A 21,951-nucleotide genomic window follows, 5' to 3' on the forward strand; every position below is an offset into this window, starting at 1 on the left:
CGCGACCCGCGCGAGCTGGAGGTGCTGGAGATGATCAAGGGCCGTAAGGAGCATACGGCGAAGCTTCAGGAGGAGAAAAGAAGCACCAGCGCCCGTGTCGCGGCCCAGAGCGCGACAAAGGTAGCGGCTCGCCAGCAGCCACCTGATCCCGAAGAGACTATTCCAGGTTGGGAGAATTCGACCGGCTCCATTCTCCTCCTGCTGGATGAATCGCTCCATGCCCATCTCATTCCGGGCTCGGGGCTCGCCATCGTTCCCACCACGGAGACGTTGGCGAAGATGCAGGCATCTTCGAGCCACGTCCCGTGGGATCTCGGCCCCTTCCTCGAAGTCCCTGCGGTAGGCGCCGGAGGCTCTCGCGTCTTCAAGGTTGGTCCGCGCGGCGCGCTGATGATCGATGCTGGCTCGGATCCGCGTGGAGGCGTCACCGCGGCGGTGTACCTGAACCAGCTCGAAGGCGTGATGCGCAACCTGGGGGTGACGCACATGGAAAAAGTGCAGATCATCCATGTCCACAGGGATCACATCTCGTCGATTCCACAGGTGTTGCAGCAATACGGCGTCACGCCGGACAGGCTCTCCATCCCCCGGGAATTTACGCAAGTCCGCGAAATGCAACGCGTCCTCACCGAGCTGCGAAAACAGCCCGGCGCGGCGGGGCTCGGTTACACCGCGACGTGGGTTCCCAGAACGGTGAGCAAGGACCGCAGCGGCGGTCGGGGAGACATCTTTCGATACAGCTACAAAGCAGGGGAAGCCTCAGTCGAACACGTCGGCTTGAAGTCGGCGTTCCGGGCCATGACGGACTTGGACCGTTCTTCTTATCTCACCCGCGTCACGCGCCCGGCAGATCGAGCCAGCGTCGTCATCCTCGGAGACATGCGCGGTTCCGACCTCGCGGCGATCCGGTCCGCGATGGAGGGGCAGCGTGTCGGCTCCTGGGCGGAGTTCTTCCAGGGCATGACCACCCTGAGCGGCTTCTCCCATCACGTCGGGCGCATGGACGCCGGACATGTGGCGGGCATGATGAGCCTCTTGGAGGTGACGCTGCTGCGCAACGGCACGCTCCGGGTGGTGGAGCAGACCAATCCCGACGACCACAGCACGACTCGTGCAGAGACGATGGAGCTGATGAGCCGGCTGGGCATTGAGCTGGTCACCGCCGAGATGCCCACGGCGGGGGCGGTGCCCTCGGGCGCTGGCGCCAGCGGGGACCGGCTGACCGTGCGCGGCCCGAACGCGCAGGCGCGTGCCATCACGCCCTCCGCGCTGACGGATGGGCTGGCTCGCATCGAACGCCTCGCGCAGGCGCGCTCGACCCTCGATGTCTGGCGGCCATTCTTCGAGGAGCTCGATCCCTCTGAGAAGTACTTCGACACGGAGCTGTTGCCGCAGATCGAGCAATCCCTCCAGCATCTGCGCGCGGCCGTGCGCACCGCCATGGAGGCGGCGCTCCGGGTGAGGACGGAGGGCCGAAAGGCTGAGGGCGGAACGGGGCGCGACTACACCGCGAACGGTGGGCGTCGCGGGACCGCCTTCGTGACGGCCCTAAGCGCCATTCCGAGGACGACCCAGGCCGAGACCACTCTCGGCCCCAAGGGGCTTGAGGCGCTCGAGAAGTGCCGCCAGATGGGGCCGCGACAGGTTCCTCTCCAGGTCGCGGTCCACGCGGCGCTCACCCGGGGCGAGTACAGCGACAAGGCCTTCGCGCACATGCTCTCGGCGTTGGAGCCGACGACTCGCAACTCTCTGCTCACCGGGCGGCGCGGTGGCCCCACCACGCGTCTCAAGGCCTTCCAGCGCGTGCGGGTGCAGTTCGCCTTCCAGCAGGCAGTGCTCGGCACGGGTGAGCTGTCGATTCCCCGCCACTGGTCCTCGGGGGCCCGTGCCACCACGCGGGGGGAGCGGGGTTCTTCGCGCTGCTGGAGATCCTCAATTCCGTCGTAGAGCCCATCGTCGAGGGCATCCGGACGGAGAAGCGCATCTTCGCCGGCGCCAACCTTCTGCCCTTCGTCCGAAGGTTCCTGCTGTGGCGGCAGATGGGCGTGGCGCCCCGGCTGGTCGGCGTGGACGACGGGCTGCTCGAGGTCAGGGAGGAGCGGGACCCGGTCAAGGTCGTCGAGGGGCTCAACGAAGGGCTCTGGGACGCGCTGTACTTCGAGAAGCCCGGCATCTCGGATGCGGACGTCATCGTCTTCGGGGCCTGGATGACTCAGTACATTCGGAACCTCGACGAGTTCTTCTCGTTCTTCATGGACTCCTATCAGGATGCCCTTTCGTGGGATGGCGGCGAGGTCGATTGGACGAAAGCCACCTGGAAGGTCAAGGTCGGGCGCTACGAGTACTCAGGCCAAAACCACGTGGTGGAGTCCTGGTACACACATCCCAAGCTGACGCAACTCATGCAGGTGTTCACAGGCGGGCTCATCGCCAACACGAACCTGCTCCTCGACGAACTCGGCAGGGAGGGGAAGATCTCCGATGAGACGTTCTCTCGGATCGGATCCCTGAATGAGCTCAACCTGCTGCCCCTGCCTCGTGGCCGCGCACGCTTGAAATCAGGGCTCACGAAGATGTCTCCGCAGCCGATGCCAGTGGAACTATACACCACTGGTCACCAGTCGGAGCGCCAGCAGCGCAAGGTTCAATGGACTAACACCCTACCGCAGTTCTATGTGTATCAGGACATCATGCGCAGTGACGGCGATTACGTGCTGGTGGGCGGCGCCGACTTCAACACCTACGCGGCCCTCCGGGCGCTCCCGAACGAGCACCGAGTGCTCAACATGGGATTCATCGCCGGCGAGGTCAGGAACTACGTCACGAGCCAGAAGACGCGCAACGCGAGCGCGATGGTCTACATCCGAAGGTCGTTGCTTGAGCTTGAGAACACATCCCCGTGACCCCGGGACTCCAGCTCGCCTGCCTCTCGCCTGGCAGGCACAGAGGTTCTGAATGGTTCAGGCGGCGGCCTTGTGTGCTGCCGCCTGTGCCATCAGGGGGTAGGACCTGCCCAGCTTCTGTCGGGCGGAGTCGACGCCGAAGCGCCAGCGGATGCGGGCGCGTGCGAGGTTTCGCTGGCGCTGCCATCGGGTCACCTCGCGCTTGGGTGTCTTCACGTCGCCCAGTCGCCGGCCCAGGCACTGGCGCGTGAGGATGCTGATTTCAATCTCCACCACGACCGTCTAGCCCACCGCGAACAGTTGCAACACCCGGGCTCGCCGCAACACTCGCGTCCTCGGTGCGTCAGCACCCGCAGCGCAGCGCCGTCCGCCTGTTTCAGCTTCAAGCCTTGGCCTCTCGTTTACCCCCTCATGCCCGGAGCAACAGCGGAAGCCCGCTCGTCAATCTCCACCCGGCCAAAGGACCAGCTGATAGAATCTCTCCATGATTACTGTGCCAACCACCGTCTATGAACTGGAGGACCAGCTTGCCCCGCGGCTGGGGGCGCCGCATCAGGACATCGTCTCGGCTCTGCTCGCCATCGTGCGCCACATTTCCAGAAAGCTGAACTCCCGGGCTCCCGTGCGGCCTGCCGTTGACGAGGCGCTAGCGGTGCTTGAGGCCTGGTGCGGCGGAAAGCAGGAACTCGAACCCGTCCTTGCGGCGAGCGAGTCGATCGAAAATACCCTCAATGCCCCCCGGGGACCCGCGCGCGGATCCCTTGAACACGACGTCTTGCTCCTGGTGCTCGGCGCGCTACGCAAGGCTCGGTATGACGATCACGATGACTGGCCTTCGGAGGTCGTCGGGACAGCAGCGGACGCGCTCTGCCGCCTGGGCGAGGAGGAGCCGCGAGCTGTGAAGGCAATCGCGGACATCCTCCAGCGCCACGGGATTCTCTGAAGCCCCGCGCGTGATTGGACGACCACGGCTCATGCAGCCTGGGAGACTGGCTCCAGCACAAGTGCCCCCGCGGAGCGCGTGGTGCCCAGCCCGCAGCAGGGACTGTCAAAACACCAGCTACCCGCCTTGCCTTGAGCAGATGTTGGGCAAGGTTTCGGTGTGCCCCAAATTGGCTGCACAGCCGCTCAGCCCACCCAACGCACGGCCCAGGGGCCCCTGTCAGCCACTCTCCGCTGCCGCTGCATGCCCTGGGCTACTCCCACTCCACTTGCCCATGTCCTGGCGTGGAGTCGCTGGCGACGCCACCATCAGGCCGTGGCCATGCAGTGCCACTACCGGGCCCGAAAGCCGCGCTTCAGACTGCAGCTGTAGGACCAGGCGCGAGCGTAGGACGGGCATGAAGTTCGCGTTCCCACAGTCGGCTCCCTGGCTCTTCACTCCTCGACGACGAGAGAGTGAAGCCACGCGAACACGGGGCTGATCGCGGAGACGAGGGCCAACGCATGCGCCGTGACGCTGGCGACGAAGAGGGGGATCCGCGGCTCGGGCGGCCCCGTCAGCGACCCTCCTCGGCCTCTCTACACCCTCCTTCCCCCTCAACAGGGCCCCCATCCTTCTGATGCGCCTCGGCTGTGCAGGGGGCTTCACACCCGTGTGCCAGGCGCTGCACGGGCGGCTGGGCGAGCGAGGTTGCGTCCGGGCGGGAGGGCGGTCTTCCCGGCTGGCCTCAAGGATGCATTGCTGGCGCACATGTGCCGGGACCGAGCTGTTTCCCTGATGGACGACCTTCGCGCCGCCAACCCCAGCGAGCACACGCGCTGGCTGGCCGAGCCCGATGAGCCGGCCTTCCGTGAGCTGCTTCACGCGCGCTACGCGCAGACGTATTCCTACCCGTTCCTCTACGAGCCCGGCGGCGCCGTGCGGCTCTGGAGGGACGGGGCGCTGCTGAGCCTCGGCGAGTTCGACGCGCGGGGGGCGCTGCTGTGGCACACGGGCCTGTGGAGCAAGCCGGGGCGGGACTCACTGGACTCGGGGCTCTCCGTGGCGCTGCCGAGCCGCCGCACCGTCATGGGCCGCGCCGAGCACGAGGCGCTGTGGGGCTCGCTGCTGGAGCGGCTCGGGCGCTGGGTGGGCTTCCTGCACCAGAACACCTCCACGCTGCACGTCATGGCGCAGCGCTATGCCTCGCGCTTCATGCGGGCGAGGCCCATGGGCCTCGTCGTCAACTACACGCGGGGCGAGACAGTGATTGGCGTGGAGGAGGGCAGGGGCGTGCCCATGCAGGCACTGGCGATGACGACGGTGCTCGCGCCCCCACCGCCACGCCGGCGCTACCTGCCCGAGGGCCCGTGGGGAGAGTGGCTCGCGTCCATCCTGGCCGGGGTGGGGCTCGCGGAGTCGGTGGACTTCACGCCGCTGGAGCGCCGGGCAGGGAGGGAGGGCGCCGTGCTGCGTCCGCTCGACTGGAACGCGTCGCTGCGTCTGGAGCGGCGGATCCTCGTGGGCTTCAGCGCGGAGGGCACCCCGGCGCTCACGTCGGAGCGGGCGCGGGTGGACCTCATCCACCTGCCCATGGGCGAGCCCCAGTCGGTGGCGGAGGGGACGCCGGTGCTCCTCGCGGCCGGCTTTCTTCCGACGGGCATCCGCCTCCGCCAGCACGAGCCGGATGAGCTCGTCTTCCAATACGTGGCGGACCCGAAGGCCGCGTGCGAGGTCGTGAGCCGCGCCCGGCTGGACGGCGCGCGGGCCCGGGAACTCTTCGTGGGATGGATGGAGCGATGCGCGCGAACTTCGTGGACACGGTGATGGCGCTGCTGGACGGCGAGGTCGCCACCATCTGGGCCACGGTGCTGCTGCGGCTGGAGGACAGGCCCGACGTGGCGCTCCTGCGCCGGGGGCTGCGCGCGCTGGTGCGGGAGAGCGAGCGCCTCAACGTGGCCTGGAACGACGCGCGCCGCGCATGGGCGCCCGCGGTGCGCGGGGACGCGGAGGTGGACGCGGCCCTGGTGGAAGGCGCGGAGCGCCTGTCCGAGCCCGACGCCGTGGCGCGAATCATCAACACGCGGGTGGACCTCGCGCGCGACGTGCCGCTGCGGCTGCACCTGCATCCCATGGTGGACGCGGCCCAGGGGCCCTGGCTGCTGGGCATCCAGTTGCACCACGCCATCGGGGACGCGAAGGCGCTGGCGCACCTGCTGGAGCGGCTGTGGTTGCTCTGCGCGGGACGCGGGTCGGAGTCGCGCCCGCTGGAGCCCTCGACGCTCACGGATGGCAAGGTGCTGCTCGCGGCGCTGCGCCAGCCTGGCCGGGTGCTGGGGCTCACGAGTCCGCGCCGGCGGCTCCTGGCACCACGGGGAATGGGCCTGCGCCGCAGTGGGGACACCGCCGGACAGGCGCTATCGGCCACGGCGCGGCTCACGCTTTCCCAGGGCACCACGGACCTCCAGGCGTCGGAGGTCTTCTTCTCCGCGCTGCTCGCGGGCGTGGCTCTGCGAGAGTCCCCGGCGGACGGACTCATCCGCTTGCGCATGCCGGTGGACCTGCGGCGGATGCTGGGGCTCGGGCGGACGCTGGGCAATGGCTGCTCCGCGGTGCCGATTGAGATCTCCCTGAAGGAGGTCCGCGCCCGGCTGGAGGCCCCGCGCGAGCTGGCCCGCTTCCTGCGCTCCGAGGTGCAGCGGGTGATCGATGAGGGCGTGCACTGGACGACGGCGCTGGAGTGCATGGCGGTGGCCCGGTTCGCACCGGCGCGGGTGCTGCGCAAGAACGCTCGTCCCGGGCTCATCGCCGAGCCCCGGACGAACACGCTCGTCGTCACCTACCTGGGACGGATGGACAAGCACTTCACGGAGGCGCCGTTCCGCATCCGCTCCATGCGCAGCCACACGGCCACCTGGGGCGCCACGGGCCTGTCGTTCGCGGACACGCTCAACATCAACACGGCGGCCTTCGAGGGCCTCTGGACGCGCGAGGAGTTGCGCGACTTCACGGAGCGCGTCGCCGGGTGGGCGTCCTCGGGCTTCGGCCTGCGGGCGGAGGTGCTCGCGCCATGATGGGGCTGCGCGAGGCGCCCGGGGTGTACCTGGGCTTCATCTCCCTGCACGTGCTCGCGGGGCACCTGGGCGCAAGCCTCGTCCACCGCCTGCGCTTCGGGCGCAGCCCGCTGGCCTACCGGAGCGCGGCGGCGGATTCCGCGCACACGCGCGTCACGCGGCGCATCAGTGGTGTCTCGCTGCTCTGGGCCGGCTCCGTGCTCGCGGCCGCGTTCTGGCCCGCGTGGTCCGTCATGGCCTGGGGACGGCCGCTGCTGCCCATTCCTCCGCTCGCGGGTTGGGTGCTCGGTGTCGTGGGGCTCATGGGCATGCTGTGGGCCCAGTATGGAATGGGCCCGGCGTTCCGCATCGGAGTGGACGCGGGGGAGGCCCGGCCCGAGCTGCACGAGGGGGGACTCCACCGCTACTCGCGCAACCCCATCTACATGTTCTCCTACCTGTACCTCGTAGGGGCTTCGCTCTGGGCTCCGTCCCTGGTGACGCTGGGCGCCTGTGCGGCGCTCGGGGGGCTCTTCCATCAACTGGTGCTCCAGGAGGAGCGGTTCCTCGCGGACCGCCTCGGTGAGCCCTATGCGCGCTATTGCCAGCGCGTCCCTCGCTACTTCTGACGCGCCATGCACCCAGCCCTCTCGCGTCCCGCTGATCCGCCCGGAGCCGCGCCCCCGGAGCCCGGCCTCTCCCGCGCCGAGCTGGTGGAGTTGCTCCGCATCCGTCCTCCGCGCGCGGTGGGCATGGCGGCGCTGCACCTGGGGGTATGGGTCGCGGCGGCCGTGGCCATTGCCCGCGCGGACAGCGTCTGGGTGAAGCTGCCGCTGTGGATGCTGGCGGGTGGGGCGGTGATGGGGCTCATCCAGCTCGACCACGACGCGTGGCACGACAACCTCTTCCCAAGGCCGTGGCAGAACCGCCTCTTCGGCAACGCGCTCAGCCTGCTCGTGGGCATCGCCTACGAGCCCATGCGCCATGACCACCTCGCGCACCACCGCTGGAACCGCACGGAGAAGGACCCCGACGCCTACAACGCGGGCCGCCGCTCGCTCGGGCTGAGCGCGCTCTTCTACGCCACCGTGCTGCTCGGCATCCCGCTGAGCCTCATCTACTTCAACATCCTCTATCCGCTGCAGCACTTCTCCCGCGCGCGATTGCGCCGCCATGGCGCGGTGCTGCTCTGCTACGCGGGATTCTACGCGGGGCTCTTCTGGCTGCTGTCGCGGCACGGGCTCGTCCCCGGCGCGGTGGAGTGCTGGCTGCTGCCGGTGCTCTTCGCCAGCCCCCTCAACGGCCTCAAGTCCATCGCGGACCACTACGCCAACACGTGGCGCGGGGACCGCTTCCACACCGCGACGACGGTGCGCGGCACGCGGCTCGTCACCTTCCTCTGGAACGGGCTGAACTACCACCTGGACCACCACCTCTATCCGCGCGTGCCCGGCTACAACCTCGCGAGGCTGCACACCCACCTGCGCCCCGGGCTGCTGGCGCGCGGCGCCCCCGTCTTCGACAGCTACCTCGACGTCATGGGACGCGCGCTGCTCGCCGGGCCCACCGTCGTGGACGAGGACGTGTGGCTCGTCACCCTGGAACGAAAGCGCCCATGAACCCCCTGCGCCAGCTGTACGCGGACATACGCTACGAGGACGGCCGCTGGCCGCTGTCCCGCTGGGACCTCAACCTGCGCTACATCGCCAAGAGCCTCCTCCACGTCCCCGAGCCGCGCCGCGCCGAGGACGCCGAGCACTTCGCGCGCGTCGCCCGGCACCTCGCCTCCGGGAGCTGGAAGCCCGACGCGCCCGCGGAGCTCAACCTGTGCGCCGTGGGCGATGTGATGTGGATTCGCAGCGGCTTCCGCGAGGCCCTCTCCCCGGGCGTGCGCGCGCTGATGGCGGACGCGCACGTGGCCTTCGCCAACCTGGAGACACCCGTGGACCCGGCGCGGCCCGTGCCCCGGCTCGTCTACGAGACGCTCCACTACAACGCGCCGCCGGGCTACCTGGACGCGTGGGAGGGCACCGCGCGCCACCGCGTATTCTCGCTTTGCAACAACCACGCGCTGGACCAGGGCGCGGAAGGGCTGGAGCGCACGCGCCAGAGCGTGCTGGCCCGCCCGGAGCACCGCTGCGTCGGAGGCCCCCGGGAGGAGGACGCGGTGGCGGGCCTGGAGGTGGCCGGGGTGCGCCTGGGCATTGCCGCGGTGACGTATGACATCAACCACCTCGCCGGGGCGCCGCCCGAGGGCGTTCCGGTGACGCGCCTGGGCAACCCGCGGCATGCGCCCGACTGGGAGCGGCTGGGCGCCCTCATCGACGCGGCGCGCGCGGTGGGGCCGGACCTCGTGGTGCTCATGCCGCACTGGGGCTTCGAGTACGAGTCCTGGCCCGAGTCCCTCCAGCGCGAGCACGCCTACCGCCTCATCGAGCGCGGGGCGGACATCCTCCTGGGCTCCTCTCCGCACGTGCTGCAGCCCGTGGAGCTGGTCTCCATCGACGGCGGGGACCCCACGTGCCCCGCGCAGGTGCGCCGGGGAGGGCCGCCGCGAGTGGGGCTCATCGCGTACTCGCTCGGCAACTTCCTGAGCATCATGCCCACGCGGGCGTGCCAGACGGGCGCGGTGCTGAAGCTCGCGCTCGCGCGGGACGCGGGGGGCTCCCTGCGCCCCGTGGACGTGCGCGCGGTGCCTACGGCGTGCGGGCGGGGCCTGGGCGGCGAGGGCTTCCTGGACGCGGGCGTCGTGGCGGTGGACGAGCTGGGCCCGGAGCGCGCGGCGCCGCACCTCGCGCACGCGCGGCGCACCCTGGGCGGACTGATTTCAACCCGGAGGGGCTGAAGATGGTGTCGATGCGGGAGCAGTTGGAGGCACTCACCGTGGGCATGGCCCAGCAGGTCGCGGGCTGGCTGCCGGCCGTGACGCCCGAGCGGTACGTGGCCTTCCTGGACATGATGTACCACTACACGCTGCGCAGTGGAGACCGGCTGCGGCTCGCGGCCGAGCGCGCCACGCTCCCCGAGCTGAAGGCCTTCTTCGCGGAGCTCGCGGCGGACGAGCAGTCCCACTACCAGCTCGCGAAGGCGGACCTCGCGGCCTTCGGGCGCACGCCGTCGGACGCCACGCCCCGCGAGGTCTCCGCGTTCCACGCCTTCTGGGAAGGCATCCCGGCGGAGCGTCAGCTCTCGTTCCTCGGCGCCCTGTACGTGCTGGAGGGCGTGGCGCGGCACCTCGGGGGCGACACACGCCAGGGGGTGGGGCGGCTCGGCCTGGACAGGACGCGGGCGCGCTTCCTGCTCGTGCACCTGGACGTGGACGTGGAGCACGGCGCGCGGGCCCAGGCGCTCTGCGAGTCGCTCGGTGCGCAGGGCCCCGAGCCCCTGCTGGACGGCGCGCGCCAGGCGGCGGACTTCTGGGTGGCCATCCATCGCCGGGCGCTCGCGGAGGCATAGGCACGCGCGCATGGGTTGACAGGTTCCGCGGCCCGCCCTCGCGGCTCAGCCATACAGCTCGCTCAGCGGTCCCGGCGCGATGCGCGTGCTGCCCTCCTGCCCGAAGGTGTTGAAGTCCGCGTCTCCGAACGCGTGGCCGAGCGTGTTGAAGAGGTTGGAGACCTGCCGGTTCCGGGGCGCGTCGTACTTCGGATACACGACCGTGCGCCCGTCGGTCTTCAGGCCCAGCGCGTTGCCGCCCACCACGAGCTTCGGCCACTCACGCGAGGTTGAGTGGTGCTGCTCGCCGTTATCGGACATGAAGACGATCGCCGTGTGATCCAGCATCGAGCCGCTCGCGCCGACCTCGGGCGTGGCGGCCAGCGTCCTCGCCAGGTTCGCCACCAGCTGCACGTGGCGGCGGGTGACCTCGGCGACCTTCTCCCAGTTCTGCCCCGCATCCAGGCCGTGCTGCAGGTTGTGTCGCGCGACGTCGCTCACGTCCGGGCCGTAGGCCACGTCGAAGCCCGAGGTGCCCGTCGCCAGCACGACCGTGTTCGTCAGCCCGCCCAGGAGGGCCGCCGTGGCGATCTGGAACTGCGCCTCGAACCACTTCAGCGAGTCGGGCGGTGAGCCCGCGCCGGTGAGGAGCGGGTTGTCCTTCGGCGCCAGCGGCAGGTAGGGCCGCACGCGGTCCGCCATGCCCGCGAGCTGATCCTCCCGCGTGCGCAGCGACTCGAGCGAGGAGAGGTAGCGCTCCAGTTTCAGCCGCTCGTTGGAGTTGCCCCTGAACTCCACCAGCGCCTTGCGCGAGTCGGCCAGCGCGAAGTCGAAGAGCATCTTGCGGTCGCGCCCATTCGTCGAGCCGCCGAGCAGCGAGCCGAAGGTGCTGTCGAACGCGAGCGACGGGTTGACGATGATGCCCGCGGGCTTGCGGGGTCCGAGCGCGCAGGTTTCGTACACGATCGACACGCGCGCGGAGCTGGTGCCCAGGCGCAGCACGTCGAACGGTGCACCCCGGCGCAGGCGAGGTGCGATCACCGCGTCGAAGGTCGCGCCCGCGCCGTTCACCGCGCAGCTCAGCCCGCCCGTCCCGCTGGAGTGCCCGCCGCCCGCGATGAGGTTTGAGAGCCCCAGCAGTACGGCGGAGCGGTTCACCAGGTCGAGGTTGCCGGAAGACGCCGCCAGCGGCCCCAGACTGATGGCGCTGGCGAGATTGTCGCCCTCACGCACCAGCGGCGTGTCCTTGTACGCGTCCCAGAAGAGGCGGTCGGAGGTGTTGGCGCGTCCCCCCAGCGCCGCGCGGGTGCCCGTGCTCAGGAGCGCGCGGGGGTAGACGCCATTGCACTCGAGGACCAGCACCACGCGCGCCGGCAACGCTGACGACTGGGCATAGACGTCGTGGAAGTAGGGCGCGAAGAGGCCGGCGGCCATGCCCTTCAGGACGGTTCGTCGCGAGAACATGGCAGTCACTCTCCAGCCTGCGGCGCACGCCGCGTCTTCCAGGTGTCGCTTGTCATCAGCGTGGTCAGCATCTTGGAGAACGAGCCGTTGTTCTGATCATACGACTGCTCCATCTGCGTCAGCGTGCAGGCGTCGCTCACGTTCTCCGGGCGTCCCATGAAGTAGCGGAATGCCTGTCGCACGAAGCAGCGTTTCACGTGCCGCGAGGTCGCCAGGCGCTCGCTCAACTCCACCGCGTCGCGCACCGGACCGTCCAACGCGGGGTCCGGCATCGACGTGAGCGTCGAGCTTCCGTCCGGCGTGGTCCAGCCTCCGCTGGGCGAGTGATCCCGTGCGCGCAGGAAGCCCGCGTGGTTGTAGATCTCGAAGGGCAGACCGAGCGGTTCCATCAGACGGTGACAGCCCTGACACTGCGATCCGGCGGTCGCCTCCTGCAGGCGGCGGCGCGCGTTCTTGTCGGCGGCGTGAGCGCCGACCTGGGCTGCCACCTGCACGCTGCTGAGCGGCGGGACGAAGCCGCACAGGAGGTTCTCGCGCACCCACTTGCCGCGGTGGACGATGGACGGATCGTCCTCGAAGTTGCCGCCGTGCGCGGCCAGCCACACCGGGTGGGTCAGCACCCCCGCGCGCTCCGTGGCAGGCAGCGTCTTCCAGCGGCCCGCGACGGTCGCCGGGAGGATCTCGCTGACGTTGTAGGGGTGCGAGAGGCCCTTATGCGAGTCGTATGCCGCGTTCTGCATGGACGGCACGTAGAAGGTGCGCGTGGTGAGCAGGTTCGCCAGCACGTCCTGATCCTCGACCACCACCCGCGCGATCAGATCGTCGAACTGCTGGATGAAGGTCGGCTCCAGCGGATGGAAGTTGGTGAGCAGGTTGTCGTACGAGACCGAGCTGATGTAGCCGAGCCCCTCGAGTTCGAAGCGCGAGGTCGCCGCCGGGGACTCCTTGAACACCGCGGACACGTGCTCGTAGCCGAGCCACTCGCGGAAGAAGCCCGCGACGCCGTCACCCAGCCAGTACTGCCCACGCTTGGAGCGCTGCTCCTCGTTGTAGTCCTGCACCAGATCGAAGCGCGGTGTCCCGTTCTGGCTGGCGTCGACGCCGCCCAGGTGCTTCTTGATCAGGGCGGTGGTCGTCGCATCCTGCGTGAGCGAGCCATCCTTCGCGGCAATGGCCACGTCCGCCAGATGCCCCTCGAGGGGCGCGGAGTAGTACGGCCACACGAAGCTCGGCGTGGCCGAGGGCGCGCGCCCTGCCAGCGCGTAGGCCAGCTGCGAGCCCAGCTCGAGGCTGGTCAGTTCCACGCGACCGTCGGCCGGATCGCCGCCCATCTCGCGGCGGAACATGGCGCCGGTCATCATCCACGCGGCGTTGGAGATCCGCGTGATGGAGTCCGCGCGGTTTCGGGGGGAGTAGGTCGGTTCCTGCGCGATGACCGAGGTCGCGAAGGCGGTGAGGCGGGTGAGCTCATCCTCGGTGGGCGGGCGGAAGAAGACGCCGAACTCGAGCATCTGGCCGAGGTGGAAGCGCTTGCAGGTGTCGCTCGGGTTCGCGTCGTTGAACATGCAGCTGAAGCGGCTGTTGGTGAAGACACGCTCCATCCGGTTGCCGTCCGGGTAGTTCATCGTCCACGGCGAGGCGGCCGCGCCGACCACCGGCAGGAAGAGCTCCACCGTGGCCTCGTCCAGCGTCTCGTCCGTGGCCCAGGAGCTGTACTGCTCGATGGCGCTGGGATCGAGCGGGTTGTCGTAGAAGCTGAACCCGGTCCAGCTGCGCTCGACCGAGCCACCGGCATTGCGGGTGAACTCGCGCCGGTTCATGCGGCGGATGCGCGTCGGCGCATCCGAGCGCACGCCTTCGGTGCAGGTGAAGAGCGCGGACTGATCGAGCAGGTTGGGCTCGGGCACTACGGTCACGGGCGGCCCGTCCGTGCCACTGCAGAGGGGCATCCCCTCCTTGATCCAGGTCTCGAGCGCGGTGCGCTCGGCCGCGCTCGCGCGCTCATGCGGGGCTGGCGGCATCGGAGACGCGTCGTCGCGCATGCGGCTGAGCGCGCGCTGGGCGTTGCTGAGCTTCCCATCCATCGCTGAGCTCACCCGCATGTCGTGCAGGGTGCGCAGCGGCATCGTCGCCCCCTGGGTCGGCAGCGCGCCGTGACAGCTGGCGCAGCGATTGGTGAGCACCGACTGCACCACGCACGCGGCGCCCACGTTCGCCCCGGCATCCCCGGGCCCACCTGGATCCCCTGGGTTGTTGGGGCCTCCGTCGTTGGTGTTCGGCCCGATGTTGCCCTTGCACGCAACGAGGCTCAACAGTCCGGCCAGCAGGAGGACGCGGTTCATCCGGCCAGTCTGGCACGGACGGCGGGTGAACTAGCAAGCGGGTCCTGCCAAACGGGCTTACCCGGGACTGGCGCCCATCCGGATCAGGCGGCTGCCTGAATGCGGCGTTGCGGTGGCGGAGAGCTTCTGCTCCACGCTGAAGATAGAGCTCGTCTCCGTCACCCGCTTCAAGACGCGCGAGCAGGCCCGGGGCGCACTCTTCGAATACATCGAGGTATTCTACAACCGGAAGCGGCGCCACTCCGCCCTGGGCTACCTCAGCCACGTCGAGTTCGAGCGAGTGGCCACAACGAGTAGGCTGGCAGCGTAACCAACCTGTCTACGGAACCGGGTCACGCCCAGTCTGAAGGGTTGGAGCAAGGATGCATGACCTCTCGGATGGGCGCGCCAACCAAAGCGGCGTGCCGGGATCAAGGCGCTGCCCGTCCGCCGATCTCCGGGAACCGTTCATAGGCCCGCTGGAGCGCGTCCAGGTGGGCGGGGTTGTCCAGGTCGAGCGGCGCGTCGGTGAGCTGCACGACCCATCCGCCCGATGCCGTGCGCCGTGCCCGTGAAAGAAGCTCGGCATCACGGGTCGGGTCCGGGAACCCGATGGCCCGTGCGGCGGCGGTAGACCAGTAGTTCAGCCACCCGAGGAAATGCGGAATCTCATCGGAGCGAAGTTCCTCTGGGGGGTTGAGGAAGGGGAGACCGTGGGGCGGAACGGAAGACTCATCCCCCGGGTGGCAAAATTGCTGAGCCACTGTCACAGCGACCCCCTCCGGATCCACGTACCCCCAGAACGCGCGAGCGCTGTCGCCCGTTGTCGCCAACACATCTACCGCCGCTGCGATACCGGCTTCGTCGAGTGGCCAGTCTGCATGGACCTCAAAGCGTGGCCGGCTTCCGGGGGCAAGCCGCCCAGGGCTTTCCCACCCAGCAACCGTCACCAAATGGTTCTCATCCTCGTTGCACAGGAACGGTAGCCCTCCGTCTGTTTTGTTGGACGCGACCCACTCGTCTCGATGGGGCAATGCAATAAGTTCGTCCGTTTCAGAACTCGTCCATGCCAGCCGCAGGCCAGGAATAGCACTCTCCATTCCGTGAACAATGGCAAGAGGACGGCCATTGTCGCCAACGAGCGCGGGGGCGTAGACGGCAAGGCGGAGGTGTTTTTTCGTAGTTGCCATTTCAGCACCAATCCATGACGACGACATTGAGGGAGCGGTCCAACTCAAGCAGCGCGGCTTTATGCGCGGCACTTCGCACGCCAACGACGAAGTTATACCCACATGCCTCCGCAAGCCTCTTCTCGCGCTGTATCTCTGGCAACTTCACTTTGGCAAAGAACCTCTGAGAGCGAAGCGATTGTATGTCGAAATCATCAGTCTTGACCTCCCATAGTGTGCGTGTGGCAAGCACCAGGGCGTCGAACTGCTTGCCATTAACAAGCACATCCCAACCGGGGATGCTGTTGTTCTTGATTGCGTCAGCGCACCTGTTGTGGTGGTCGTTTCCTCCTCGGTGCGACACTGGGACCGGCCTGCACTCGGGATGGCGCTCGCGCTCCAGTGACTCGGGCGGCACTGGGGGAAGCCAGTCCTGCCCTGCTGGCTCGGGCTTCAGCTTGGGCTTGCCTTGAGCTTCAGCTTCCCGGGATGCCACCTTCGTTTCTCGCGAGGTCCCTGCTTCCTCGGGGTAGGCGTGGCGGAGTTCATATGCATTCAGCGCTTCGTTGATGGCGACGCCGACCACCACCACGCCAAGTACGATCACAGCTCCCACGGCAATCTCAGGAGCTGCCAGTACGCAGAACCCGATTCCCACGGCAGCGGCGTCAGCGGAGGCGACCGTGCATCTTCCCGTGGTGTCGTGGAATTCGAGCCGGTCATGGTCAAGGGTTCGATAGCACCGCTCCACCAGAACCGGCCAAGGTTGGGACGCCTCGCGGACCACGCACCGTCCCCCGTCTATCCACGGCAGGGTCGCTGCTCGCTGGAGGTTGGCGATCCTCGGGTTCTGGGGCGCGCGCTCTTTGAGGCTCGGTGCCGACGTGGCGCAAGCCGAGAGGAAGAGCAGGAGTGCGGCGCAGGCGCGGAGTCGCATGGTCACGTCCGTTCAGTCGAGCCAGCGGTCATGATGCACCTACGCCTCCATGCTGCTCGCTTCCGCGTACAACACGAATCCATCGACGGGCATGGGGGCATGGGGGAGAAGCGTCTCCACGAGAAAGAGGTTGTCGCAGTGCCTCGCGTTCGGTCCGCCAAATACAGTCTTGATGGCCGGCTCCACGCACTCTTCGGCGGGAAGAAACGAGCTGCCAGCTTGAGCGAGCCTGCGAACAATGTGCGCGGGATGAACTCGCCACTCTTGGCTCTCCGGGTCGATTCGGGTGCCCAGCTGCCCGAGCCATTGCACGAGATCCGCCCGCTGTGACTCACGCAGCTTGTCGAAGTCCGTCAGAGGCGGGGCGGCGCAGGGGCCATAGAGCCATCCGGTAACACTCGCCTCCGGCATGGCTGACTCTGCCCATGCGGCCACTGCTGATGGATCGATGATACGAAACTGCGTATCCAAACGATCCATTGGCGGTTCGCTGATCCAATAGCGCGTTATCTCTTGACCGACGAACCCCGAGAGCTCGACGCGCCCGTCGGCATCCACCTCCATCAGGAACTCTGGGGTGCTGTCATAGATGTTGTATTGAAAGGCGGGCACGCCCAGGCGCGAGGAGAGGCGTGCGAGCAGCGGCGGAGTTCCTTGCATCAGGAGCTCGAAGGGGGCCGTGCGCAGGACGGTCCACCCAGGTGCCCCCTGAAACCCCGCCAGTCCCCAGCGCCGCACCTCGTCACCGAGCCCGTACTGCATGCGATCGTACCGCTCCGGGGTGCGCGGCTTGGGTGTTGTCAATCGCCGCCCCTCCTCCACCAACAAGAGGGAGAGTTCTCTCTACCCGGACGGTATCCGCACACTGAAGGAAGGCCACGTTCAGCCACGTTCCCATGGAGGACGAGCCTGTCACTTGAGGCCATGATGGTCGACTTCTCGCCAGCCCAGGTGGACGGCATCAACCGCGAACGGGATCGCCTCACGCGCAAGCTCGACGCGCCCGAGGCCCCCCGGCCCGCGTTGGCGCCCCGGCGTAGCGCTCAGCGCCGCGCGTGCCGGGCCTCGGCCGCTTTGAGGACGTGCTCCTTGAGCAGGTAGCCGAAGCCCGCGTTGCGCAGCCGGACGATGAGCTCGTCCCGGGTCGTCTTGAGATGCTCGGCGGTGCGCTCCAGGCTCCAGCCCCCCTGCGCGAGCTGCTTGAGCAGATAGGCCCGGCGCGTCTGCGCCGCCGAGAGCCGGTAGGTCTTGAGGTACTCGACCGTGCCGTCGCCGCGCAGGATGGCCTCGCCCATGTGGTTCTCCTCCGAGGGCGACAAGCCCGTGATGAAGCGCTGGAGGTGGAAGGGACCTGCCTCGTAGAGGGGGGAGGTGATCACTTCGGCGCCGATGATGCCCTCGGCCATGAAGCCCATGAAGTCCGCCCAGTCCGCGCGCATGCGCTCGATGGCGCCCCGCAGGTCCCTCATCGAGTTTACGCTCGCATCCTCCACGCCTAGCCCCATCGCGGGCACGTCTCCCAGGAAGCCGTACTGCACGAGCAGATCCCCGTAGAAGTCCTCGAGCAGGGCCCGGTGCAGGGCGCGGTAGTCCTCGGGGTGCGAGACGATGGCGCAGGAGAGCAGCGCGTCCGCCTGGAAGATGAGCATGCCCACCTGGCGCTCGTGCAGCTCGAAGATGCGCAGCGCCTCCGCGAAGGCCGCGCTGGCCCAGCCCGAGGAGGTCCACTCGCTCCGGGGATTGAGCCCCTGGGAGAGCGCCTCCTGGGAGTACTCGCTCCATGCCACCTGCGGCCCGCCGAAATACAGCGCGAGAAAGCCCTCCATCGTCAGGTGCATGGGCAACAGCCGCAGCCGGCTCTTGTCCTCGCGGTGCACCATGCGGTGCAGCACCCGCGTTGAGGAGAAGGGCCCGTGCTTGAGGCTCTTGCCCTCCTTGCCCTCGGGCTTGCGCAGCCGGGTCTCGGCGGTCACCGCCGCGCCCTTGTCGTCCCAGTCCACCACCAGGCCATGGGGGACGTAGGACACATAACGGAGCCCGGGCTCCATCAACCCGCCCTGGAGCGACACGACGCTCACGTCCTCGTCGTAGCTCCTGCGGGTGATGCGCAGGTCTCCGGGGATGTCATCGCGCAGCACGGGCACCAGGCGGATGCTCCCCCAGACCTGCGAGGGCGCGAGCCGCAGCCCCGTGAGGGGCAGCCGCCGCACCGCGCTCTTGTCTCCCTCCTTCATGCCACCTCCTCGTCGAGCGACTCTTCCGGGAGCTCGGAGCGGGCCCTCGGGGGCTCCGTGCCGGCGTGGCCTCGGGGCGAGTGCTCGAGCATCCGCCGCACGCGCGCCGCCAGGTAGTCCTCGAGTTCCGCCAGGGGAGAGGCCCCCTCGGCGAAGCGCGCGAAGCCGAGCACCGTGGGCAGGTCCTCCGCGTCCCGCACGCCCACGGTGGGCACGTGCGTCCCGATCCCCCGGGGCGCGTAGAGCTCCGAGGCGAACACCGGGTTGGCGTGGATGATGGTGGTGCGGCGGGCGAGGTCCAGCTTCGTGCGAAACAGGCGGGTGACCTCGGCCACGGCGTTGGGGGGATCATTGTCGTAGCCATCCGACACGACGACCACCAGCTCGGGCCTCCAGTCCAGCGCGTCCAGCAGCGGGGTGGCGAGGTCCGTCTGCCCCCGGGCGCGCGAGAGCAAGGGGTGCTCGGGAGGATGCATCCAGAAAGCGCGGTATTCGCTCGACGTGGCGGCCAGCAGGTAGTGCGCCGCGAGCGCCACCCCGAGGGGCCGGCGGCGCTTCTCGCTCGAGCCCGAGGCGGAGTAGCTGTTGTCCAGCACGGCCGCCACGCGGCCCAGGGGCACCGAGGCACGGCGCAGGCTGTTCACCGCCGCCTGCTCGAGCGCCGTGTGCAGCTCCGCCATCCGCTCCCGTCGCACCTCCAGGGGGAGGGAGAGCACGTAGAGCGCCAGCCGGGTGAGCGGCGTGCGGCCCAGGTCGAGGGCGATGGCCCCTTGGGCGCGCGTGGCCGAGCCCTGCAAGCGCAGCCTCTCGGCGGCGGTGAGGCGCGGCTCGATCTTCCGCAGGAAGACGTCCCGGGGGAGCTGGTGCTTCGCGGCGAGCCCCTCGGCGACGGTGTAGGGCAGCTCGAAGAGGGCGGAGGCGTCGTAGTGGGCCTTGCGGAACGTCTCCAGCAGGGGGGCCTGGAACACGCGCTTTCGCCAGCCGTGGAAGAGAAAGGGGTTGAGCTCACCGGGCAGCTTGAGGTGGGTGTGCGCCACGGCGGCGCGCAGCTTGGAGCGGTACTTCACCGCGTCGAAGTGCAGGTCCGCGCGCCCCTTCAGGAACTCGCGCACGATGGCGCGGGAGCGGCGGTTGTTGATGCGCCGCTCGCGCAGCACGTCCAGCACCCGGTAGGCCCGCTGGGGCGGCAGGGCCCGGAGCGCCGCCGCGATGAGCGCGCCCTCCTCGTGCCGGTCCGCGGACGGGGTCTGCTTCCCGCTCGCCAGCAGGTTGAGGATGATCTGCGCCTGGTTGAAGTGGTTGATGCCCGCGGCCAGGGTGCGCGTGTAGAGGCGGCGGTAGTTGCCGAGGATGTAGGCGTGCAGGAACTCGATGGACACGGCCTGCCCGCGCCCGTCGTTGTAGAACTCGCGCTGCCCGGTGCACGAGAAGCACGCGTTGACGAACATGACCAGGTCCTCACGGGCGACCTGCTCGGCACGTGCTCCCACGATGTCCATCGAAGGTTCACCCTTCCTGAGGCGGGAGCGCCGCTCGGGGAGGGCGGACACGATTAGCTAGTCAAGCTACAAAGGCCCGGTTCGGAAATCGCATCACAGTCCCGCGAGCGGCACCCGCCACCGTAGCATGACGCGGCAGACGTCCGCGGACTGACACGCCAAAGGACCGGCTGACCTCAAGCACCGCTCCGTCCGAGACGCGGAGGGCGCGCACGCTCCTCCCGCTCTGCTCTCGCCCGCTACGCCCAAGCGGGCTCCTGTCCTTCCAATGCGCTGCTTGCTGTCGTGGTCGTTCGGGCGCACGCTGAAAAGGCGGAAACGCGAGCGCCAGAAAGCGAGGGAAACCCGATGGCGACATCACTCTACGACCTCAGCGTGCCCACCTTCCTGCAGACCGTGAGGGCCGTCGCAGGCTTTCTCGACCGTGCGGCCAGGCACTGCGCTGAGACAGGTGTTGATCCCGACGACTTCGTGAACGCGCGCCTTTTCGACGACATGGCGCCCTTCCACTTTCAGGTCGAAGCCACATGGCACCATTCCGTGTGGGGGGTGGAAGCCCTCAAGACCGGTGTGTTCGCCCCGCCGGCCTTGGTCGGACCAGTCCCTTTCGCCGACCTGCAGGCGATGATCGGCAAAGCGGAAGTGGCGCTGGAGGCGTTCACGCCCGACGAGATCGACCCATGCGCGGGCAAGGACCTGGACCTTCAGATCGGGCCGCGGAAGCTCGCCTTCACGTCGGAGACGTTCATTCTTTCGTTTTCCCTGCCGAACTTCCATTTCCACGCCGTCACTGCCTACGACATCCTCCGCTCGCGCGGTGTACCGCTCGGCAAGCGTGATTACGAAGGCCGACTGCGGACGAGATCAGCCTGAGCCGGGAATCCGTTATGGAGGCAGGCGTTCAGCCGCGAATGCGTTTGCCGAATGGCGCGAACGCGACCATTCCGAGCTTGAGGTGCTGCAGCGCGAACGGAATGCCGATGATCGTCAGCGCCAGGCTGACCCCGATGACGACGTTGGTGAGGAAGATCCAGATTCCAGCGAAGAGTGCCCAGACGATGTTGAGTAACCGTCCGGCCAGTGACGTGCCGGGACGCTTGAAGACAGGCCCCGACCGTGCTCGGCGAGCGCCGCGAGGAGTGAGCTGTTCAGGGACTGGGCTGGAGGGGTGACTCGGGCGGGTCGGCGGTGCGTCGCAGTCTCCACTCGTGGGGCAGCAGCTCCCCGATGCGCGAGTGCGGGTGCGTCTGGACGCGAAGCAGCACGTCGGCCAGGTACTCCTCGGGATTGACCTGGTTGGCCTCGCAGGTGGCGACCAGGGCGTAGAGGCCGGCGAGATTCTCCCCCGCGGCCTCGTGGCCGACGAAGAGGAAGTTCTTCCGGCCCAGGGCCGCCTTGCGCAGCGCCGCCTCGGAGCGGTTGTTGTCCAGGGGCAGGCGCGCGTCGGAGACGAAGCGCGTCAGGGCGTCCCACTGCTTCAGGGCGTAGGAGAGGGCCTGGCCCATGGGGCCCTTGGGCAGGTGGCGCGGGGCCTGCGAGTCCATCCACGCGCGCAGCGCCGTGAGGACGGGGAGGCTCTGCTGCTGGCGCAGCTCGCGGTGCGCGTCGGTGCGCACGACGGCCGCGTCGCGAGCCAGGGCTTCCACGCGGTAGAGGGCGAGGATGAAGTCCAGGGCCTGGCGGGCTTCGGGCGCGGTGGGGAGCGCCTCGAAGAATCGCCGTCGCACGTGGGCCCAGCAGCCCACCCGCACGCGGCCCTCGGGCAGTGTCACCGCGTTGTAGCCCGTATAGGCATCCACCACGAGGGCGCCCCGGGTGCCGCCCAGGACTTCCTTCGGCGTCGTGCTGGCCCGGCCCAGGCTGAAGCGGTAGCCCAGCAGCCACTCCCCCGCGGGCGTCTGGGTGAGGAAAGTCCAGAGGTAGCCCTGGCGCGTCTTCTTCACGTCCAGCACGCGCACGGGCGTCTCGTCGGCCCACACCACCTCGGCGGCGGCAATGACTTGCAAGAGGTGCT

The 21,951-nt window shown here is 68.7% G+C and carries 20 protein-coding genes and 1 pseudogene; 11 read left to right on the forward strand and 10 right to left on the reverse strand.

The features are described from left to right. Positions 1-30: 30 nt before the first annotated feature. Positions 31-1,947, forward strand: a complete 1,917-nt coding sequence (locus tag D7X99_RS22725) for a hypothetical protein (RefSeq protein WP_121779604.1) — start codon at positions 31-33, stop codon at positions 1,945-1,947. Positions 1,948-2,045: 98 nt separating this feature from the next. Beyond that, positions 2,046-2,903: a hypothetical protein gene (locus tag D7X99_RS22730; protein WP_147476226.1), complete on the forward strand. Its 858-nt coding sequence runs from the start codon at positions 2,046-2,048 to the stop codon at positions 2,901-2,903. 57 nt (positions 2,904-2,960) lie between these two features. Here D7X99_RS22730 and D7X99_RS22735 read toward each other — a convergent pair whose 3' ends face one another. Next, complete coding sequence (locus tag D7X99_RS22735; RefSeq protein ID WP_147476227.1) at positions 2,961-3,176, reverse strand: hypothetical protein; 216 nt, start codon at positions 3,174-3,176, stop codon at positions 2,961-2,963. A 211-nt stretch (positions 3,177-3,387) separates the two neighbouring features. Between D7X99_RS22735 and D7X99_RS22740 the strand changes: the two genes are divergently transcribed. The 7 genes from D7X99_RS22740 (at position 3,388) to D7X99_RS22770 (ending at position 10,334) form a co-directional block, all read left to right on the forward strand. After that, on the forward strand, positions 3,388-3,846 hold the full coding sequence (locus D7X99_RS22740) for a hypothetical protein (RefSeq protein WP_121779607.1): 459 nt from the start codon (positions 3,388-3,390) through the stop codon (positions 3,844-3,846). Between the two features lie 777 nt (positions 3,847-4,623). Beyond that, positions 4,624-5,652: a hypothetical protein gene (locus D7X99_RS22745; RefSeq protein ID WP_158627055.1), complete on the forward strand. Its 1,029-nt coding sequence runs from the start codon at positions 4,624-4,626 to the stop codon at positions 5,650-5,652. Continuing rightward, positions 5,625-6,899: a hypothetical protein gene (locus D7X99_RS22750; RefSeq protein ID WP_121779609.1), complete on the forward strand. Its 1,275-nt coding sequence runs from the start codon at positions 5,625-5,627 to the stop codon at positions 6,897-6,899. The genes D7X99_RS22745 and D7X99_RS22750 overlap by 28 nt, the downstream gene beginning before the upstream one ends. Continuing rightward, complete coding sequence (locus tag D7X99_RS22755; protein ID WP_121779610.1) at positions 6,896-7,507, forward strand: isoprenylcysteine carboxylmethyltransferase family protein; 612 nt, start codon at positions 6,896-6,898, stop codon at positions 7,505-7,507. Before D7X99_RS22750 ends, D7X99_RS22755 begins: the two co-directional genes overlap by 4 nt. A 6-nt stretch (positions 7,508-7,513) precedes the next feature. Beyond that, entirely contained in the window at positions 7,514-8,497 is a 984-nt protein-coding gene (locus D7X99_RS22760; protein WP_121779611.1) for a fatty acid desaturase, read from the forward strand. Beyond that, positions 8,494-9,723, forward strand: coding sequence for a CapA family protein (locus D7X99_RS22765; protein ID WP_121779612.1), 1,230 nt, complete (start codon positions 8,494-8,496; stop codon positions 9,721-9,723). Before D7X99_RS22760 ends, D7X99_RS22765 begins: the two co-directional genes overlap by 4 nt. Before the next feature lie 2 nt (positions 9,724-9,725). Further along, positions 9,726-10,334: an iron-containing redox enzyme family protein gene (locus D7X99_RS22770; protein WP_121779613.1), complete on the forward strand. Its 609-nt coding sequence runs from the start codon at positions 9,726-9,728 to the stop codon at positions 10,332-10,334. A 45-nt stretch (positions 10,335-10,379) separates the two neighbouring features. On the opposite strand, the gene D7X99_RS22775 is transcribed toward D7X99_RS22770, so the two are convergent. Together D7X99_RS22775 and D7X99_RS22780 are read right to left on the reverse strand one after the other, a co-directional pair. Further along, positions 10,380-11,777: a DUF1552 domain-containing protein gene (locus tag D7X99_RS22775; RefSeq protein ID WP_121779614.1), complete on the reverse strand. Its 1,398-nt coding sequence runs from the start codon at positions 11,775-11,777 to the stop codon at positions 10,380-10,382. 5 nt (positions 11,778-11,782) lie between these two features. Beyond that, on the reverse strand, positions 11,783-14,119 hold the full coding sequence (locus D7X99_RS22780; RefSeq protein WP_121779615.1) for a DUF1588 domain-containing protein: 2,337 nt from the start codon (positions 14,117-14,119) through the stop codon (positions 11,783-11,785). A 109-nt stretch (positions 14,120-14,228) separates the two neighbouring features. Between D7X99_RS22780 and D7X99_RS22785 the strand changes: the two are divergent. Next, positions 14,229-14,429: pseudogene (locus tag D7X99_RS22785) on the forward strand (IS3 family transposase); the annotation flags it as partial. Positions 14,430-14,529: 100 nt separating this feature from the next. Here the strand turns inward: D7X99_RS22785 and D7X99_RS22790 are convergent. From D7X99_RS22790 to D7X99_RS22810, 5 genes are all read right to left on the reverse strand, one after another. Beyond that, entirely contained in the window at positions 14,530-15,288 is a 759-nt protein-coding gene (locus tag D7X99_RS22790; RefSeq protein ID WP_121779616.1) for a DUF5953 family protein, read from the reverse strand. 1 nt (position 15,289) lies between these two features. After that, positions 15,290-16,204, reverse strand: coding sequence for a DUF6310 domain-containing protein (locus D7X99_RS22795; RefSeq protein WP_121779617.1), 915 nt, complete (start codon positions 16,202-16,204; stop codon positions 15,290-15,292). A 39-nt stretch (positions 16,205-16,243) separates the two neighbouring features. Continuing rightward, positions 16,244-17,008 (reverse strand): hypothetical protein, encoded by a 765-nt coding sequence (locus D7X99_RS22800; RefSeq protein WP_147476228.1) that lies wholly within the window; start codon positions 17,006-17,008, stop codon positions 16,244-16,246. A gap of 239 nt (positions 17,009-17,247) precedes the next feature. Further along, the gene (locus D7X99_RS22805) at positions 17,248-18,438 is read right to left on the reverse strand and encodes a hypothetical protein (protein WP_121779619.1); all 1,191 of its coding nucleotides are present in this window, start codon (positions 18,436-18,438) and stop codon (positions 17,248-17,250) included. Further along, on the reverse strand, positions 18,435-19,937 hold the full coding sequence (locus D7X99_RS22810; protein ID WP_233613627.1) for a hypothetical protein: 1,503 nt from the start codon (positions 19,935-19,937) through the stop codon (positions 18,435-18,437). Before D7X99_RS22810 ends, D7X99_RS22805 begins: the two co-directional genes overlap by 4 nt. 348 nt (positions 19,938-20,285) lie before the next feature. Here D7X99_RS22810 and D7X99_RS22815 point away from each other — a divergent pair, with 348 nt between their 5' ends. Continuing rightward, positions 20,286-20,810 (forward strand): DUF1993 family protein, encoded by a 525-nt coding sequence (locus D7X99_RS22815; protein WP_121779620.1) that lies wholly within the window; start codon positions 20,286-20,288, stop codon positions 20,808-20,810. Positions 20,811-20,838: 28 nt separating this feature from the next. On the opposite strand, the gene D7X99_RS43835 is transcribed toward D7X99_RS22815, so the two are convergent. Continuing rightward, on the reverse strand, positions 20,839-21,018 hold the full coding sequence (locus D7X99_RS43835) for a YccF domain-containing protein (RefSeq protein ID WP_121779625.1): 180 nt from the start codon (positions 21,016-21,018) through the stop codon (positions 20,839-20,841). Between the two features lie 67 nt (positions 21,019-21,085). Next, the coding region (locus D7X99_RS22825) for an IS66 family transposase (RefSeq protein WP_147476229.1) at positions 21,086-21,951 on the reverse strand (866 nt) is incomplete at its 5' end.

It is taken from the genome of Corallococcus sp. AB032C (genome assembly GCF_003668935.1).
GTDB lineage: Bacteria > Myxococcota > Myxococcia > Myxococcales > Myxococcaceae > Corallococcus > Corallococcus exiguus.

Coding starts and splice junctions, on each gene's coding strand:
- D7X99_RS22725 (WP_121779604.1), top strand. CDS start 31: ATGATCAAGGGCCGTAAGGAGCATACGGCGAAGCTTCAGGAGGAGAAA.
- D7X99_RS22740 (WP_121779607.1), top strand. CDS start 3,388: ATGATTACTGTGCCAACCACCGTCTATGAACTGGAGGACCAGCTTGCC.
- D7X99_RS22745 (WP_158627055.1), top strand. CDS start 4,624: ATGGACGACCTTCGCGCCGCCAACCCCAGCGAGCACACGCGCTGGCTG.
- D7X99_RS22750 (WP_121779609.1), top strand. CDS start 5,625: ATGCGCGCGAACTTCGTGGACACGGTGATGGCGCTGCTGGACGGCGAG.
- D7X99_RS22755 (WP_121779610.1), top strand. CDS start 6,896: ATGATGGGGCTGCGCGAGGCGCCCGGGGTGTACCTGGGCTTCATCTCC.
- D7X99_RS22760 (WP_121779611.1), top strand. CDS start 7,514: ATGCACCCAGCCCTCTCGCGTCCCGCTGATCCGCCCGGAGCCGCGCCC.
- D7X99_RS22765 (WP_121779612.1), top strand. CDS start 8,494: ATGAACCCCCTGCGCCAGCTGTACGCGGACATACGCTACGAGGACGGC.
- D7X99_RS22770 (WP_121779613.1), top strand. CDS start 9,726: ATGGTGTCGATGCGGGAGCAGTTGGAGGCACTCACCGTGGGCATGGCC.
- D7X99_RS22775 (WP_121779614.1), bottom strand. CDS start 11,777: ATGTTCTCGCGACGAACCGTCCTGAAGGGCATGGCCGCCGGCCTCTTC.
- D7X99_RS22780 (WP_121779615.1), bottom strand. CDS start 14,119: ATGAACCGCGTCCTCCTGCTGGCCGGACTGTTGAGCCTCGTTGCGTGC.
- D7X99_RS22790 (WP_121779616.1), bottom strand. CDS start 15,288: ATGGCAACTACGAAAAAACACCTCCGCCTTGCCGTCTACGCCCCCGCG.
- D7X99_RS22795 (WP_121779617.1), bottom strand. CDS start 16,204: ATGCGACTCCGCGCCTGCGCCGCACTCCTGCTCTTCCTCTCGGCTTGC.
- D7X99_RS22805 (WP_121779619.1), bottom strand. CDS start 18,438: ATGAAGGAGGGAGACAAGAGCGCGGTGCGGCGGCTGCCCCTCACGGGG.
- D7X99_RS22810 (WP_233613627.1), bottom strand. CDS start 19,937: ATGGACATCGTGGGAGCACGTGCCGAGCAGGTCGCCCGTGAGGACCTG.
- D7X99_RS22815 (WP_121779620.1), top strand. CDS start 20,286: ATGGCGACATCACTCTACGACCTCAGCGTGCCCACCTTCCTGCAGACC.